Raw genomic sequence first — 16,360 nt, forward strand, 5'->3', positions numbered from 1 at the left:
GTCCCGCCTGTCGGCCGGGGTGGCGCGTGGCGGGTGGTCGTCGGCCGGGGCCGCTGCGGTCGTCTCGTCGTCCGGTGGGTTACCGCCTACCGGCGCGTCCTGCGTCACCGGGCCTCCTCCGCGCGCTCCGGTGCCCCGACCGGAGACCCTCTCCCGGGCCCGCGGACGTCGCCGGGCATGCGGGCTCCTGCCCGGAGGGTAGTGCCCGGTGATCCCAGGGCCAACCCCCACTCACCAGGCCCCGCAGGCCCGGTCGCCGGGAGTCACCGGTGGGCCCGCTCACTCGGCCTCGATGGTCACCTTGCTCGGCTTGGCGCTGCGTTCGTCGGTGGTCGGCTTGGTCGGCCGCTTGCCGTTTTCGCCGGTGCTGGTGATCTTCGTGGGGGTGGGCTTCCGGCCTCCCTCGCCGGGTACCGCGGCCACCGTCGGCTCGCCGTCGACCCCAGCGCTCGCCGCCCCGCCGTCCACGGTGGTGACCGGCTCGGCCACCGGCCGGGCCCTGACCGGCCCGGCGTCGTCGGCCGGCGTGGCCTTCGCCGCCCCCGCGTCGGCGGTCGCCTTGACGGCCCCACCGCCGGCGGGGCCGGGGCCGGGCGTGGCCTTGGCGGCCGGACCGGGGCCGCCGGCAGCCATCGCCGGGGCGGTGCCGTTGTGGGCCGCCGCCGGCTTTTTGCCGTCGCCGGTCCTGGCCGGCCCCGCGCCGTCCAGGCTCGGCGTGACCAGGGTTGGGCCGGTGGCGTCGCCCGGCAGCCGCGCGCCGGCCAGCTGGTGGCGCAGGTCGAGCATCTGCTGCTGGAGCTCGTCGGACTCCTGCCGGGACTGCCAGGTCTCCTGCCGCAGGTCGGCGAGCTGCTGCTGGGCCTGGGCGATCTCGAGCATCACCTGGGCCAGCTGCTGGCGGCCCGAGGCCACCTCCTGCTGGGTGGCCGCGAGGTGCTGCTGAGTGGTGGCCAGGTGCTGCTGGGTGGTGGCCGCGTACTCCTCGAACTGGCGGCGGGAGGCGGCCACGTGCTCGTCGGCCTTGCGGCGCTTCTCGGTCGAGTCGGTTTCGGCCCGGCCCAGCAGGGTGGCGGCTTCCTCCTCGGCCTGCCGGCGCATCGTCAGGGCGTCCTGCTCGGCGGCGCGCCGGATCTCGGCGGCGCCACCCTCGATCTCCGCGCGCCGGGCGGTGTACTGCTGCTCCAGCTCGGTCTGCCGGGTGGCGTGCTGCTCGTCCAGTTCGCCCTGCCGGGTGGCGTGCTGCTTGTCGAGCTCTTCCCGGCGCTTGGCGTACTCCTGTTCGATGCTCGCCTTACGCCCGGCCAGCTCGCGGTCGGCCACCTCCCGCCGGTCGTTGACCTCCTTCTCCACCCCGGCCCGCCAGGCGCCCAGCTCCTGCTGGGTCTGGGCGCGCGACTGCTGCACGTACGCCTCGGTCTCGGTGCGCATCCGCTGCACGTACGCCTCGGTCTCCGCGCGCTGGTGCCGGGTGGCCTCGGCTGCCTGGGTGGTGAGCCGCTCGGCCTCCTGCCGGGCCTGGTCGCGGTTGCCCTTCGCCGCCGCCTCGGCGTCGTCGGTGATCCGCTTGGCCTCCTGCAACGCCTTCGCGTGGGTGGCCCGGCCGGCCTCGGTGGCGGAATCGGTGAGTCGCCTGGCCTCCTGCTGGGCCTTGGCGTGCACCTCCTTGGCCGCCTCGCGGAGCTGGGTGGCCTCCTGCTGGGCCTTGGCCAGGACCTCCTTGGCCGCCTCGCGGAGCTTGGTCGCCTCCTGCTGGGCCCGGGTGTGGATCTCCTTGGCTGCGTCGCGGAGCTGGGTGGCCTCCTGCTGGGCCTTCGCGAGGGCCTCCTGGGCGACCCTTCCGAGCCGGGTGGACTCCTCCTTGGCGGCCCTGAGCGTGGCGTCCGCCTCGGCGCGGCGGCCGGCGCTGTGCCGCTCCTCCTCGGCCCGCCGGGCGGCGAGGGCGATCTCGAAGTCCTTGAGCGCCTGGGCGGCCTGCTCCTTGGCCTCGGCGACGATGTGCTCGGCGGAGGCCCGCCGGGCCTCGATCTCCTCGTTCGCGGCGGCCAGGATGTCGTCGGCCTGCTCCTCGGCGAGGCCGAGGATCTGTTCGACCCGGGGGCCGAGGTGCCGGAACGAGGCCCGGTCCACCACCCCCACCTGCTTGCGCACCTGGGCGAGGTCGCGTTGCAACACCTCGACCTGCCCGGCCAGCTTGTGGATCTGTGTGTACGCCTGTTCCCGCTCGGCCGCCAGGGTCGCGATCTCGTGCTCAGCACGAGCGACGTACCGGTCCACCTGTCGTTTTTCGTACCCCCGCAGGGCGGACTCGAAGCTGGGCTCCGTGGTCACATCCCCGCCGAGGGCGAACAGTTCCTCGCCGCGCGACATGCCCCCATCCTCACACGCATCAGGCTCTGCTGGGGCGATACGGGCGGCCCGGATGGGAGGTACTTCACAAACGCCACCGACACCGGTGTCAAGGGTTGGGAAACGCATACGGCGCGGGGTTGAACCGGTCACCCGGTGTCACCCTGCGCCGTGTCGTGCCCCGGCCGTACGGTCGGTCAGCCGGCGGGCTCCGCAGTCACCCGCTCGTCCTTGGCGTCCACCTTGGCCGCCGCCGGCTTGGCCTGCGCCGGCGCCGACGGAATGCCCGGCACGATGCCGGCGAGGCCGGAGAGCATCTGCCCGAGCTGCGAGGTGACGGCGTCCTTCTGGCGGGTGAGGTCATCGACCTCGCGGCGGGCGGCCTGGGTGGTCAGGTCGGCCTCGGTGCGGGCCTCGGTGAGCAGCCGCTTCGCCTCGGACTTCGCCTCGTTGAGGGTCTTCTCCGAGAGCGACTTGGCCTTCTCGACCGTCTCGTTGGCGGTGCGCTCGGACTCGACCCGGCGGGCCTCGGCGCGCTGCTCGATCTCCTTGGCCCGCTCCTGGGCGGCCCGGGCCCGCTGCTCGGCCTCGCCGACCAGCTTCTGGGTCTGCGTGACCTGGGCGGCGTGCCGCTCGGACTCCTCGCGCTCGGACTTCTCGCGCCGCTCGGCGAGCTGGAGCTCCAGGGCCTGCAGGTCCTTGTCGCGCTTGTCGCGGGCGTCGGTGAGCAGCTTGGTCGCCTCGGCGCGCTTCTCCTCGGCCTCCCGCGCCGCCTTCGCCCGCTGCTGGGTGATCTCCCGCTCGGCGGTGGCGCGCAGGGTGGCGACCTCCCGCTCGACGGTCGACTTCAGCTCGGCGACCTCGTGCGCGGTGACGGTGCGCAGCTGCTTGGTCTCCCGCTCGGCGTCGGCGCGCAGGGTGTCCGCCTCCCGGCGGGCCTGCACGCGGACCTCGGCGGCCTCCCGCTCGGCGGCGGTGCGGGCGCTGCCGGCCTCGCGCTCGGCGGTGGCCTTCATCGCGGCAGCCTCGGCGCGAGCCTTGTCGGTGATCTCGCGGGCCTCCAGGCGGGCCGCGGAGAGAATCCCCTCGGACTCGCGCTTGGCCTCGTTGCGGTGGTCGTTGGCCTGTTCCTCGGCCAGCCGCAGGATCTGCTCGACGCGGGTGCCCAGGCCGGAGAGGGTCGGCCGGCTGTTCTCCTCGAGCTGCTTGTTGGTCTCGGTGAGCTTCTGCTCCAGCGCGCTCTGACGCTGCTCGGCCTGGCGGAGCCGACGCTGGGCGTCGTTCATCCGCTGCTCGGCCTCGGCGCGGGCCTGCTCGGACTGGGTCAGCGCGGCGGTGAGTCGACCGATGAAGTCATCGACCTGCCCAACGTTGTATCCGCGCAGGCCAACGGTGAAATCTGGCTGCGAGTTCGCGTTATCGAAGAACGCAAGAGGGGAGGACTGCTGCTGGGGCATTGGGACATACTCGCAGACGCCCCGGGGTGTTTCGCAAGAGCGGTGCGGGGCTTTCGTGTCCTCTTTACATGGTCAACTCGCCGCTGTCACCCGGCCCGTGTCGACGGCGATCTTGGCAGCTCCCGGCCGGGTCGGCCGGCCGGCCGGCCGGGCGGGCAAAGGGTCGCGCGAACACTCCGCGACCCTTTGTCGACTCGTGGCGTTATCACGCGAAAGGAGGGCCGATGACCCTTGTCGAAAGGCAATGCGCGGCCACCGCAATGGCCGGCCGGGCATCCCCCGGACGGCCCGGGTGCCGTGCGGCGTCCGGACGGCTCAGCGACCGCGGAACCGGTTGATCGCGTCCTCGTGCCGGGAGCGCAGCTCCGGGTCCCGCACGCCGAGACCGTCGGTCGGGGCGAGGCAGCGCACCCCCACCTTGCCCTGGTGCTGGTTGCGGTGCACCTCGTACGCGGCCCGGCCGGCCTGCTCCAGCGGGTACGTCCTCGACACCGTCGGATGGATCTGGCCGAGCGCCACGAGCCGGTTGGCCTGCCAGGCCTCGTGGTAGTTGGCGAAGTGGCTGCCGACGATCCGCTTCAGGTGCATCCAGAGGTAGCGGTTGTCGAACTGGTGCTGGTAGCCGCTGGTCGAGGCGCAGGTGACGACGGTGCCGCCGCGCTTGGCGACGTAGACGCTCGCGCCGAAGGTCTCCCGGCCCGGGTGCTCGAAGACGATGTCCGGGTCCTCGCCGCCGGTCAGCCCCCGGATCCGTTCGCCGAGGCGCCGCCACTCGTCCGGGTTCTGGGTGTGCTCGTCGGACCAGAACCGGAACCCCTCCGCCGCCCGGTCGATCACCAACTCGGCGCCCATCCGCCGGCACAGCTCGGCCTTGTCCGGGGAGGACACCACGCAGATCGGGATCGCGCCGCCGTTGAGCGCCATCTGGGTGGCGTACCCGCCGAGGCCGCCGGAGGCGCCCCAGATCAGCACGACGTCGCCCTGCTTCATGTTCGCCCCGTGGTGCGAGACGAGCTGCCGGTACGCGGTGGAGTTGACCAGCCCCGGGCTGGCCGCCTCCTCCCAGGTCAGGTGGCGGGGCTTGGGCATGAGCTGGTTGGCCTTGACCACGGCCAGCTCGGCCAGGCCGCCGAAGTTGGTCTCGAAGCCCCAGATCCGCTGCTGCGGGTCGAGCATGGTGTCGTCGTGTCCGGCGGCGTCCTCCAGCTCCACCGACAGGCAGTGCGCCACCACCTCGTCGCCGGCGGCCCACTTCGTCACGCCGGGCCCGGTGCGCAGCACCACGCCCGCCGCGTCCGACCCCACCACGTGGTACGGCAGGTCGTGCCGGGCGGTCAGCGCGGAGATCCGGCCGTACCGCTCGAGGAACTTGAAGGTGGGCAGCGGCTCGAAGATGCTGGTCCAGACGGTGTTGTAGTTGATCGCGCTGGCCATCACCGCGACCAGTGCCTCGCCGGGTGCCAGCTCGGGGGTCGGCACCTCCTGGACGTGCAGGGACTTGCGCGGGTCCTTGTCCTGGGTGGCCAGCCCCTCGAACATCCGGGCCTGGTCGGCGCGCACCACCACGCCCCGGTAGCTCTTCGGCACGGGAAGGCCGGCGAGGCCGGCGAGCTGTCGCCCGGATTCGTCGGAGCCCTCCACCGCCATGATCGCTTCGAGGATGTCCTGCACGGTGACCTCCCGTTCGTCCGCACCCGCGTCGGGGCCCGGCGGATCCGCTTGGTGGCCGTCGCTTCGGCCCGGGTGCTGCCATCGGCACCGGTGCGTGCCGACCGCGATGTCGGCATCCGACTCCGGCAACGGCCGCTCCTGTCGGAGCAGGACGTTACTGAACGGTAGTTAGGGCGGGAAGGGTCTGTGAAAAACTGCATCGGCCGATGTGTGGAGCTGTCCGCTGGGCTGCTCAACCGCGCATCGTCGCGCTCACCGGGCGAGGGTGCGCCCGGTGCCGGAGGGGTCGGCGGGGGTGGGCAGGGCCCCTGCCGCGCCCCCGGCCGGCGATCAGATCAGTGCTCGGCGGGCTCGACCAGCTCGACGAGGACGCCCCCGGCGTCCTTGGGGTGCACGAAGTTGATCCGGGAGCCGGCGGTGCCCCGGCGGGGGGTCTCGAAGAGCAGTCGCATCCCACGTTCCCGCAGCGCCGCGCAGGCCACGTCGATGTCGACCACGGTGTACGCCACCTGCTGCACCCCCGGGCCGTTGCGGCCGAGGAACTTCGCGATGGTCGACTCCGGGGTCAGTGGGGCGAGCAGCTGCACGCAGCCGCCCTCGGCGCTCGGGCCGACGGCCAGCATCGCCTCGCGGACGCCCTGCTCGGTGTTGGTCTCGGTGTGTACGCAGCGCATCCCGAAGGTCCGCTGGTAGAAGTCGATCGCGGCGTCCAGGTCGGCGACGGCGATCCCGACGTGGTCGATGCGGCGCAGGCCGATGTCTGTGACAAAGTCGGCAGTGGGCTCGGCGGGGGAGTTCTCAACCATGGCGCTAGTCTGACCGAACACCCGGGTAACCAAACAATCGTTAAGGTGTACGGCTCGGCATCCCCCTCGGAGGCAGGCAAGTGGCTTCGGTGATCGTCAGCGGCGCGCGGACCCCGATGGGTCGCCTGCTCGGCAACCTCAAGGACCTCCCGGCGACGAAGCTCGGCGGTGTCGCGATCAAGGCCGCGCTGGAGCGCGCCGGGGTCGCCCCCGAGCAGGTGCAGTACGTGATCATGGGCCAGGTGCTCCAGGCCGGCGCGGGCCAGATCCCGGCCCGGCAGGCCGCCGTCGAGGCGGGCATCCCGATGTCGGTGCCGGCACTGAACATCAACAAGGTCTGCCTCTCCGGCCTGGACGCGATCGCCCTGGCCGACCAGCTCATCCGGGCCGGCGAGTTCGACATCGTGGTGGCCGGCGGCATGGAGTCGATGACCAACGCCCCGCACCTGATGCTCGGCCAGCGCGCCGGCTACAAGTACGGCGACGTGACGATCAAGGACCACATGGCGCTCGACGGGCTCACCGACGCCTGGGACTGCTGCTCGATGGGTGAGTCCACCGAACGGCACGGCGCGAAGCACGGCATCACCCGCGAGGAGCAGGACGCGTTCGCCGCGGCCAGCCACCAGCGGGCCGCCGCCGCGCAGAAGAACGGCCACTTCGCCGAGGAGATCACCCCCGTGATCATCCCGCAGCGCAAGGGCGACCCGCTGGTGATCGGCGAGGACGAGGGCATCCGGCCGAACACCACCGTCGAGTCGCTGGCCAAGCTGCGTCCCGCGTTCGCCAAGGACGGCACGATCACCGCCGGCAGCTCCTCGCCGATCTCCGACGGGGCCGCAGCCGTGGTGGTGATGAGCAAGGCCAAGGCCAAGGAGCTCGGGCTGACCTGGCTGGCCGAGATCGGCGCGCACGGCAACGTCGCCGGCCCGGACAACTCGCTGCACTCGCAGCCGTCCAACGCGATCAGCCACGCCCTGAAGAAGGGCGGCCTGGGCATCTCCGACCTCGACCTCGTCGAGATCAACGAGGCGTTCGCCGCCGTCGGCGTCCAGTCCGCCCGCGACCTGGGGATCAGCCCGGACAAGGTGAACGTCAACGGCGGCGCCATCGCGCTCGGCCACCCGATCGGCATGTCCGGCGCCCGGCTGGTGCTCAGCCTCGCCCTGGAGCTGAAGCGGCGTGGCGGCGGCACCGGCGCGGCGGCGCTGTGCGGCGGCGGCGGCCAGGGCGACGCGTTGATCATCCACGTCCCCAGCCCCAGCGAGGCAGGGTGAGCGCGAGGAGTGAGCGGGGTGGGCGAGCCCCGCAGTCGCGAACGAAGGCGGCACGGGTGAGCGCGAGGAGTGGGCGGGGTGGGCGAGCCCCGCAGTCGCGAACGAAGGCGGCACGGGTGAGCGCGAGGAGTGAGCGGGGTGGGCGAGCCCCGCAGTCGCGAACGAAGGCGGCACGGTGAGCGGAGCGGCCGGGCAGGCGCCGGCCGCCGGTGTGCCGTCGGTGCGCCGCAGCCGGGACGTGCCGATGCTGGTGGAACGGGCCCGCGCCGGTGACCCCCGGGCGGTGGCCCGGCTGATCACCCTGGTCGAGTCCGGCGACGAGGCGCTGCCCCAGGTGGCGGCGGCTCTCGCCCCGTACGCCGGTCAGGCCCAGGTGGTCGGGCTGACGGGGTCCCCCGGGGTGGGCAAGTCGACCACCACCAACGAGCTGGTCCGCGCGCTGCGGGCGCGCGGGCACCGGGTCGGGGTGCTCGCCATCGATCCGTCCAGCCCGTTCACCGGCGGGGCGATCCTCGGCGACCGGGTGCGGATGCAGGACCACGCCACCGACCCGGGCGTCTACATCCGGTCGATGTCCAGCCGGGGTCACCTCGGGGGGCTGTCGGCGGCCACCCCGCAGGCGGTCCGGGTGCTCGAGGGCGCCGGCTGCGACGTGGTGCTGGTGGAGACCGTCGGCGTCGGGCAGGCCGAGGTGGAGGTCGCCTCGCTGGCCGACACCACGCTGGTGCTGCTCGCCCCCGGCATGGGCGACGCCATCCAGGCGGTCAAGGCCGGCATCCTGGAGATCGCCGACGTCTTCGTGGTCAACAAGGCCGACCGGGACGGGGTCGACGCCACCGTCCGCGACATCCAGGGCATGATCGCCCTGGGCGAGCGGGGGCCCGGCGAGTGGCGGCCGCAGGTGGTCCGGGCGATCGCCTCGCGCGGCGAGGGGATCGACGACATCGCCGCCGCGATCGACAAGCACCGCGACTGGCTGGACAAGCACGACGAGCTGCGCCGCCGCCGGGAGACGCGGGCCGCCGCCGAGATCGAGGCGATCGCGCTGGGCGTGCTGCGCGCCCGGATCGGCTCGCTGCGCGACGGTACGGAGCTGCCGACGCTCGCCGCGAAGGTGGCCGAGGGGTCCCTCGACCCGTACGCCGCGGCCGACGAACTGCTGGCCCAGCTCCGCACCTGAGATGTCCACTGCGGACCCCCACGAACTAGTACGCTCGCACCGCTCCACGGCACCGTGGAGCGGTGCGAGCGTACTGGGGGAGAGCATGGGCGACGAGGCGACGCAGGAGCTGTCGGTGACGCCGGACGCGGTGGCGGGCGGCACCACCCAGGTCTCCGACGAGGTGGTGGAGAAGATCGCGGTCGCCGCCGCGCGGTCGGTTCCCGGGGTGTCGGAGCTGGGCGGCGACGTGGCCCGGTTCTTCAATGCGGTGCTCGACAAGGTCGGGCTGGACCAGGTGGGCGACGCCCGGCGCGGCTGCTCGGCACACGTCACGAACGGCGCGGCGGTGGTCAACCTGGTCATCGTGATCGACGCCGGCCGGCCGGTTCCGCAGGTGACCGACGGGGTGCGGGCGGCGGTCACCCAGGCCGTCGAGGCGTACGGGCTGCGGGTCGACGAGATCAACATCCGGGTCGACGACGTGGCGATGGGCGAGCTGGCCGGCCCCCCGGCCTGATCCGGGTTACCGGCCGGTACCAACTTCCTTAGCGATCGTTCAGGCACGGGTTCTACACTCGGTCTTCTGACGAGGACCCGAGGAGGAGCCCCGCGCATGGACGCCGACGAGATCGCTGCCGGACGGGCACGCTGGCAGGCCCGCTACGACGCCGCACGCAAGCGGGACGCCGACTTCACCACGCTCTCCGGGATGACCGTCGACCCGGTCTACGGCCCGCCGGAGGGTGTCACGTACCCGGGCTTCGAGCGGATCGGCTGGCCGGGCGAGTTCCCGTACACCCGGGGGTTGTACCCGACCGGTTACCGGGGGCGCACCTGGACGATCCGGCAGTTCGCCGGCTTCGGCAACGCCCGGCAGACCAACGAGCGCTACAAGATGATCCTCGGCGCGGGCGGCGGCGGCCTGTCCGTCGCGTTCGACATGCCGACGCTGATGGGCCGCGACTCCGACGACCCGCAGGCGCTCGGCGAGGTCGGGCACTGCGGGGTGGCCATCGACACCGCCGCCGACATGGAGACGCTCTTCGACGGCATCGACCTGGCCGGGGTCACCACGTCGATGACCATCTCGGGCCCGGCGGTGCCGGTGTTCTGCATGTACCTGGTGGCCGCCGAGCGGCAGGGCGCCGACGTGTCCGCCCTGGACGGCACGCTGCAGACGGACATCTTCAAGGAGTACATCGCGCAGAAGGAGTGGCTGTTCGACCCGGAGCCGCACCTGCGCCTGATCGGCGACCTGATGGAGTACTGCGCCCGCGAGATCCCCCGGTACAAGCCGCTGTCGGTCTCCGGGTACCACATCCGCGAGGCCGGCTCGACCGCAGCGCAGGAGTTGGCGTACACCCTCGCCGACGGGTTCGGCTACGTCGAGCTGGGGCTGTCGCGCGGGCTGGACGTCAACGTCTTCGCCCCCGGGCTGAGCTTCTTCTTCGACTCGCACGTCGACTTCTTCGAGGAGATCGCCAAGTTCCGCGCCGCCCGCCGGATCTGGGCCCGCTGGCTGCGCGACGTGTACGGCGCGACCAGTGAGAAGGCGCTGTGGCTGCGGTTCCACACCCAGACCGCCGGGGTGTCGCTGACCGCCCAGCAGCCGGTCAACAACGTCGTCCGCACCGCCGTGGAGGCGCTCGCCGCGGTGCTCGGCGGGACGAACTCGCTGCACACCAACGCCCTCGACGAGACCCTGGCCCTGCCGACCGACGAGTCCGCCGAGATCGCCCTGCGTACCCAGCAGGTGCTGATGGAGGAGATCGGGGTGACCAACGTGGCCGACCCGCTCGGCGGCTCCTGGTACGTCGAGGCGCTCACCGACCGGATCGAGGCCGAGGCGGAGGAGATCTTCGCCCGGATCCGTCAGCTCGGCGGCGAGGGGCCGCACCAGATCGGCCCGATGACCTCCGGCATCCTGCGGGGCATCGAGGACGGCTGGTTCACCGGCCACATCGCCGAGTCGGCCTTCGTCTACCAGCAGGCGTTGGAGAAGGGCGACAAGCGGATCGTGGGGGTCAACTGCCACACCGGCACGGTCGCCAAGGACCTGGAGATCCTGCGCATCTCGCACGAGGTGGAGGTGGAGCAGCGCCGGATGCTGGCCGAGCGCAAGACCGCCCGGGACGACGCGGCGGTCTCCGCTGCGGTGACCCGGATGGTCGAGGTGAGCCGCACCGGGGAGAACATGATCCCGGCGATGCTCGACGCCGTCCGCGCCGAGGCCACCCTCGGCGAGATCTGCGACGCGCTGCGCGCCGAATGGGGCGTCTACCGCGAACCGGCACGCTTCTGACCGGCTGTCGCCGCACCCTCCGACGGGGTGCGGCGACACGGCCGGTGACCAGCCGCGAGAGTCACATTTGTCGCCGTCGCGGTTGATCGGAGTTGGGCGGCGGTCGTGCGAGACTAGGTAACCATGAGCGACCCACGGATCACCTCGTCGATCTTCACCCGCGGCGCGGTCGACCTCAGCGCACTGCGCGGCACCGCACCGGCCCCCACCCGTTCCAGCACACCGGCCCAGGCCGGCCCGCCCTCCGGTCTGCCGGGTGGCGTCGCCACCGGCGGCGGGGCCGCCGTGATCGACGTGACAGAGGCCACCCTCCAGTCCGAGGTGCTCGAACGTTCCGTGGAACTGCCCGTCGTGGTCTTCTTCGGCGCGGCCGGTTACCCGGAGAGCGACCAGTTCGCGCCATTGCTGGAGCGGCTGGCGGCCGAGGGCGGCGGCGCGTGGGTGCTGGCCCGGGTCGACGTCCAGGACAATCCCCGCATCGCCCAGATGTTCCAGGTCCAGGGGATCCCCACCGTCTACGCGGTCGTCGGCGGGCGGCCGGTCGACGCGTTCTCCGGGGTGGTCCCCGAGGCACAGCTGCGCCAGTGGATCGGCGCGGTGCTCAAGGCCGGCGGGGCCACCGTCGCCGAGCCGGAGGACCCGCGCCTCGACGAGGCCGACGACGCCCTGATGGGCGGCGACCTGGACGCCGCCGAGCAGGCGTACCGGAAGATCCTCGCCGAGTCGCCGGGGGACGCCGCGGCCGAGGCCGGCCTGGCCCAGGTCGGGCTGGCCCGCCGGGTCGCCGGGGCGGACCCGGGCGCGGCGCTCGCCGCCGCCCAGGCAGACCCCGACGACGTCGAGGCCCAGCTCCTCGCCGCCGACGTCGAGGTGCTCAGCGGCATGGCGGACCAGGCGTACCAGCGCCTGGTCGGCCTGGTCCGTCGCAGCGCCGGCGAGGACCGGGAGAAGGTACGCCAGCACCTGGTCGGCCTGTTCACCGTAGCCGGCCCGGACGATCCCGCCGTCGCCTCCGCCCGCCGGTCCCTGGCCAGCGCCCTGTTCTGAGTTCGCCGTACGCCAGCGCGGGCCGGCGTTCGCCGGCCCGCCCGACCCACGAGGACGGGAGCCCATATGCGCCGAATCGCCGTCCTCGATGCGCCGTCCAACCTCGGGCTGCGCCCACCCACCCCCACCGCCGTCCCCGGCTGCGGCAAGGCCCCCGGCGCGCTGCGCGACCAGGGCCTGCTGGCCCGGCTGCGGGCCCGCGACGCCGGCTGCCTCACCCCGCCCCGGTACGACCCGGGCGACTGGCGTCCCGGCGACGGCGTCTGCCACGCCCCGGAGATCGCCGCGTACTCGGCCGCGCTGGCCGACCGGATCGGCTCGATCATCGACCGGGGGGAGTTCCCGCTCGTGCTCGGCGGGGACTGCTCGATCCTGCTCGGCTCGGCGCTGGCCATGCACCGGCTCGGCGAGGCGGTCGGCGGCCGGATCGGGCTCGTCTTCGTCGACGGCCACTCCGACTTCCGGCACCCCGGCAACGCCTCCTACGTCGGGGCCGCGGCGGGGGAGGACCTGGCCCTGGTCACCGGGCGCGGGCAGGCCGACCTGGCGGCCATCGAGGGGCGCCGGCCGTACTTCCGGGACATCGACGTGGTGGTGCTCGGCATCCGGGCGCAGGACGAGTACCGCCTCGACCTCCAGGCCGCCGGGATCACCACCCGGCCGGTGCCGGCGCTGCGCGCCGAGGGTGCGGCCCGCACCGCTCAGTGGGCGCACGAGGAACTGGCCGACTGCGCCGGGTACTGGGTGCACGTCGACGTGGACGTGCTCGACCCGGCGGTGATGCCGGCGGTGGACGCCCCGGACGCGGGCGGGATCGCCTTCGCCGAGCTGGAGATCCTGCTCGCCGGCCTGGTGGACACCCCGCACTGCCTCGGCGTCGAGCTGACCGTCTTCGACCCCGACTACGACCAGGACGGGTCGTACGCCGCCGAGATCGTCAACACGGTGGTGGCCGGGCTGGCCCCGGTCACCGCCCCGAGCGCGGTGTCACCCCGGCTGCTCCCGGCGGCCCCCGGCCGGCGCCCTCCCTCGGCCGGTCGCCCAGCCTTCTCCGCGGCCTTCCCGGCTGATGCGCCGCACCGGGGCGCGGCGGGGGATCCGGTCGACGCCGCGTCCCCCGCCGATGCCGCCCTTCCCACCGCCCCCGCCGTCTCCGTCCTCCCCGCTGCCCCCGTCCTGCCCGCCGCCCCCGCCCTCCCGACCGCCCCCGCCCTCCCCGGCGACGTCGACGGCGCCGCGAGCGGGCCGGAGGAGCCGGAGGAGCCGGACAGGCCGGCGGATCTGGGCGGCCCAACCGAGGGTGGCCCGGGCCCGGTCCTGGAACCCGTCGGGCCCCCCGCCTCGGCCGGCCCGGGCCTGTTGCGCCGTGTTCCCGCACCGTCTCCGGGCGCTGACCGCCCCGGCACGGGCGACGACACGTCGCATTCCGCAGCTGGGATCGCCTGACACGTCGGTCCGCCGCAGCCCGTCCGCCGCGTTCGTTCCGCCGCAGCCCGTCCGCCGCGTTCGGTCTGCTGCGGTCGGTCTGCCGCGTCGGCTTGCCGCGTCTGCTGCGGTCCGTCCGTTGCCGCCTGCTGATCTGTTCGGTGCTGACCCACCGGTCCGTCGAGGCGTTACCTCGGGGCGTGGCCGGGTCGCCGGTTGCCGGGTCGCCGGCCGCCGGGTCGTGAGGCGGCTGGCGGCATCCGCATAGTGCCCTTTGGAGCTGCCCCGTCTGTGCGCCCACCTGGACGCCGGAGTCGCCTGCCCGCAGAGCTGGGGGTGGTGTCGTCCGGGGGCCGCAAGGGCGGGTGATGAGCGAGCGCCCGTAGAGGTGTTCAGGGCGACAGGTGCCCCGTCTGTGCGGGCAGCTCCAAAGGCGCTCCGCCACAGGCCCGTGCCGGCAACGCCGAGACCCCGCAGCATGTCGAGGGCGACCTTGCAGCTCAAAGGCGCCCCGGCGCAGGCCCGTGCCGGGAACGGCCCGGCGTAAGCCCGGTCGGCGAGCACCGTCCCCACGGGCCGGTGGCCGGGTGGCCGGGTGCCCGGTGGCCCGGTGCCCGGTGGGGGCGGTGGAGCTGGTGGGGCGTGGTCAGGCGGACAGGCGGTAAGGCGGTAAGGCGGGTCGGCGGTCAGGAGGCGGCGAGGGCGCGCAGGAAGCGTTCGCTGATCGGCACCGCGCTGGCCGTGCTGGACCCGCCCCGCTCCACGAAGACCGCGAACGCCACGTCGCCCTGCCAGCCGACGAACCAGGCGTGGGTGTGCGCGGGGTTGTCGTCGTACTCGGCGGTGCCGGTCTTGCCGTGCACCGGGCCGCCGGGGACGTCCTTGAGCGCGCCGGCGGTGCCGGCGGTGACGACCTCGCGCATCATGGTCCGCAGCGGCTGCACCGACTCCGGCTTCAGCTCCGGCCCGGCGGGCACGGCCTTGGCCGGGGCCGGGTCGAGGACCAGTTTTGGCTGCTCCCAGCGGCCCCGGGCGACGGCGGCGGTGGCGGCGGCCATGGCCAGCGGGCTGACCACGGTGGTGCCCTGCCCGAACGAGGCGGCGGCCTGTTCGGCCGGGGAGCCGTTCGCGGAGACCTTGCCGGTGAACGCGTCGACGCCCAGGTCCCACCCGGCCTCCAGGCCGAGCGCCCGCCCGGTCTGGGCGAGGCCGTCCGCGCCCAGCTTCGGGGCGAGCGCGGCGAAAGCGGTGTTGCAGGACTTCGCGAAGTCGGTGCGGAACGGCACCGAGCCGAGGGCGAAGTTGTCGGAGTTCTTGAACGACCGGCCGTCCACGGTGAACGCCTTCGGGCAGGCGACCGGGCCGTCCAAAGTGACCGCACCCCGGTCCAGCAGGCCGAGGGCGCTGACCATCTTGAACGTCGAGCCGGGCGGCACCTGGGCGGTGAAGGCCAGGTTCTCCCCGGCGGCCCCCGGCCCGTTCGCGGCGGCCAGCACCGCGCCGTCGCTGATCCGTACCGCCACCAGGGCGGCGCGGCGCTTCTCCCCGCGCAGCGCGGTGTCGGCGGCGTTCTGGGTGGCCACGTCGAGGGTGGTCTTCACCGCCTGCCCGGCCTTCGGCTCCTCGCGGAACAGCGTCGTGCCGGTCGGCACGACGGTGCCGTCCGGCTCCGTCCGCTCGCTGACCACGGTGAGCCCGGGCACGCCGCGCAGCCGTTCGTCGTACCGGCCCTGGAGGCCGCCGTGGCCGACCAGGTCGCCCCGCCGGTACCGGTCGGGGTGGGCGGCGAGGTCGTCGGCCTGGGCCTGGTCGACGGAGCCGAGCAACGCCCGGGCGAACTCGCGGGTGGGGGCGAGGTCGAGCTTCTCGGCCCGGAACTTGGTGCCGGGCAGGTCGTAGACCCGCGAGCGGATCTGCCGGTACGCCTCGTCGCGTAGCGTCACGACCTCGACGAACGCGCCCGGGTCGGCCTCGGCGAGGCGTTTGGGCAGGTCGGCGAGGTCGACCGGCGGGTTGAGCGCCGGCCGGATCGCCCGGAACGCGGCGTCGAGCTTCCGGGACACCGCCTTCACGTCGGTGACCTCGCTCGGTTGCAGCCCGACCCGGACCACCGGGCGGGGTGCCACGACCGGCGTGCCCGCACTGTCGAGCACCCCGGACCGGGGCGCGACGTCCCGGCGCACCGCGAGCCGGTCGCCCGTGGTGAGCTGCTCGTGCACCACCTGCGGCTCCCAGATCACCTGCCACTGGTCGTCGCCGCCCCGGGTGAGCCGTACCTGCCGGTCGTACCCCCAGCGGGTGCCGGCCGGGGGCAGGGTCCAGTTCACCCGGATGCCGGCGGTCGCGATGTTCGCGTCGATCTTCGGGTCCCCGGTGCGGCGCAGCGCCGGTGGGGTGGCCGCCAGCTCTCCGGACAGCTCCCGGATCTCCCGCGTCACGTCGGCGGCGGGCACCTTCCTCCCGGTCGGGTCGACGAAGCCGACCGCCTGGAGGTCGCCCTTGCCCCAACCGGACAGGAAGGCGTCCACGGCGCGTTCCGGACCGTCCTCGGCTGAGCAGCCGGTCAGCACGGCGGCGGCCAGCGTGGTGGCCGCGAGCGCCGCGACCAGCCGGCGGGAGCGCGATCGGCGGGGCCCGCCAAGGGGGTACGACAGACGCATGGAGCCGTCCTTCCGAATCTCGGGCTTCCGCCACGGTAGTACGGCCCTGCCTGGCACACTGCCCCGCCCGGCCCGCCACGTGCGCAAAGAGGGCCCGCGAAGGTGTGATGAACATCCCGACCGGGGTACTCCCCAGCCGGCTGACCGCATATCTGCAACGGGTGAAAGGACAGAGTCCCGAACCGGACGTCCGGCCGGTGGTCCGCC

10 protein-coding genes and 1 pseudogene are annotated in these 16,360 nt (G+C 73.6%); 6 read left to right on the forward strand and 5 right to left on the reverse strand.

Annotated elements, in window-relative coordinates; genetic code table 11:
- Positions 1-279: 279 nt before the first annotated feature.
- The 4 genes from ACH4T9_RS09375 to mce form a co-directional block, all read right to left on the reverse strand.
- The gene (locus tag ACH4T9_RS09375; RefSeq protein ID WP_396670046.1) at positions 280-2,367 is read right to left on the reverse strand and encodes a hypothetical protein; all 2,088 of its coding nucleotides are present in this window, start codon (positions 2,365-2,367) and stop codon (positions 280-282) included.
- A 176-nt stretch (positions 2,368-2,543) separates the two neighbouring features.
- On the reverse strand, positions 2,544-3,803 hold the full coding sequence (locus tag ACH4T9_RS09380) for a cell division protein DivIVA (RefSeq protein ID WP_396670045.1): 1,260 nt from the start codon (positions 3,801-3,803) through the stop codon (positions 2,544-2,546).
- A 315-nt stretch (positions 3,804-4,118) separates the two neighbouring features.
- Positions 4,119-5,474 carry a crotonyl-CoA carboxylase/reductase gene (gene ccrA, locus ACH4T9_RS09385; protein ID WP_396670044.1) on the reverse strand — a complete coding sequence of 452 codons (1,356 nt, stop codon included), beginning with the start codon at positions 5,472-5,474 and terminating at the stop codon, positions 4,119-4,121.
- 335 nt (positions 5,475-5,809) lie between these two features.
- Positions 5,810-6,280: a methylmalonyl-CoA epimerase gene (mce, locus tag ACH4T9_RS09390; protein WP_396670043.1), complete on the reverse strand. Its 471-nt coding sequence runs from the start codon at positions 6,278-6,280 to the stop codon at positions 5,810-5,812.
- Positions 6,281-6,360: 80 nt separating this feature from the next.
- On the opposite strand from mce, the gene ACH4T9_RS09395 reads away from it, so the two are divergent.
- From ACH4T9_RS09395 to ACH4T9_RS09420, 6 genes and pseudogenes are all read left to right on the forward strand, one after another.
- Positions 6,361-7,557 carry an acetyl-CoA C-acetyltransferase gene (locus ACH4T9_RS09395; protein ID WP_396670042.1) on the forward strand — a complete coding sequence of 399 codons (1,197 nt, stop codon included), beginning with the start codon at positions 6,361-6,363 and terminating at the stop codon, positions 7,555-7,557.
- Between the two features lie 244 nt (positions 7,558-7,801).
- Entirely contained in the window at positions 7,802-8,737 is a 936-nt protein-coding gene (gene meaB / locus ACH4T9_RS09400) for a methylmalonyl Co-A mutase-associated GTPase MeaB (protein WP_396670723.1), read from the forward strand.
- Positions 8,738-8,822: 85 nt separating this feature from the next.
- The gene (locus tag ACH4T9_RS09405) at positions 8,823-9,236 is read left to right on the forward strand and encodes an Asp23/Gls24 family envelope stress response protein (RefSeq protein ID WP_396670041.1); all 414 of its coding nucleotides are present in this window, start codon (positions 8,823-8,825) and stop codon (positions 9,234-9,236) included.
- Positions 9,237-9,332: 96 nt separating this feature from the next.
- On the forward strand, positions 9,333-11,021 hold the full coding sequence (locus ACH4T9_RS09410) for a methylmalonyl-CoA mutase (protein WP_396670040.1): 1,689 nt from the start codon (positions 9,333-9,335) through the stop codon (positions 11,019-11,021).
- Between the two features lie 123 nt (positions 11,022-11,144).
- Positions 11,145-12,068 (forward strand): tetratricopeptide repeat protein, encoded by a 924-nt coding sequence (locus ACH4T9_RS09415; RefSeq protein WP_396670039.1) that lies wholly within the window; start codon positions 11,145-11,147, stop codon positions 12,066-12,068.
- 66 nt (positions 12,069-12,134) lie between these two features.
- A pseudogene (locus ACH4T9_RS09420) lies at positions 12,135-13,065 on the forward strand (arginase family protein); the annotation flags it as partial.
- 1,114 nt (positions 13,066-14,179) lie between these two features.
- Here ACH4T9_RS09420 and ACH4T9_RS09425 read toward each other — a convergent pair.
- On the reverse strand, positions 14,180-16,153 hold the full coding sequence (locus tag ACH4T9_RS09425; RefSeq protein ID WP_396670038.1) for a penicillin-binding transpeptidase domain-containing protein: 1,974 nt from the start codon (positions 16,151-16,153) through the stop codon (positions 14,180-14,182).
- Positions 16,154-16,360: the final 207 nt, after the last annotated feature.

Source organism: Micromonospora sp. NPDC020750 (assembly GCF_044334565.1).
Taxonomy (GTDB): Bacteria; Actinomycetota; Actinomycetes; order Mycobacteriales; family Micromonosporaceae; genus Micromonospora.